This window comes from Citrobacter sp. VF227, assembly GCF_052950715.1.
In genome coordinates, this window is record NZ_JBRFVF010000633.1 from 1 (window position 1) to 433 (window position 433).

Sequence of the window (433 nt, forward strand, 5' to 3'; positions counted from 1 at the left end):
GGTAGTAGACGTCGATGATGCCGCCGGCGTTGATTGCGTAGTCCGGCGCGTAGAGCTGGTTGCGCCGCTGCAGCTCGACGCCGATCTCGGCGCTGGCCAGCTGGTTGTTGGCAGCCCCAGCGATCACCGGGGTACGCAGCACTTCCAGGGTCTGCTCGTTGAGGATGCCGCCCATGGCGCAGGGCGCGAAGACGTCAACATCGAGACCGTAGATGTCCTGCGGGCGCACCACGTTGGCTCCCAGCTCGTCCATTGCCTGCTTGACGTTTGCATCGAAGATGTCCGCCACCCACAGTTCGGCGCCGGCCGCCTTCAGGTGCCGCGCCAGCCCCAGGCCGACATGGCCGACGCCCTGGATCGCCACCTTCAGCCCGGTCAGCTCGTCACGACCGAGGCGCTGGCGCACCGCTTCCTTGAGGCCGACGAACACGCC

Annotated in this window: 1 protein-coding gene; it reads right to left on the reverse strand. The window is 67.2% G+C overall.

All coding sequences use genetic code 11. The features are described 5' to 3' along the window. Positions 1 to 433, reverse strand: a 433-nt coding sequence (locus tag ACU8YC_RS28280) for a Glu/Leu/Phe/Val dehydrogenase family protein (RefSeq protein ID WP_446896433.1), incomplete at both ends; no start/stop codon positions are given.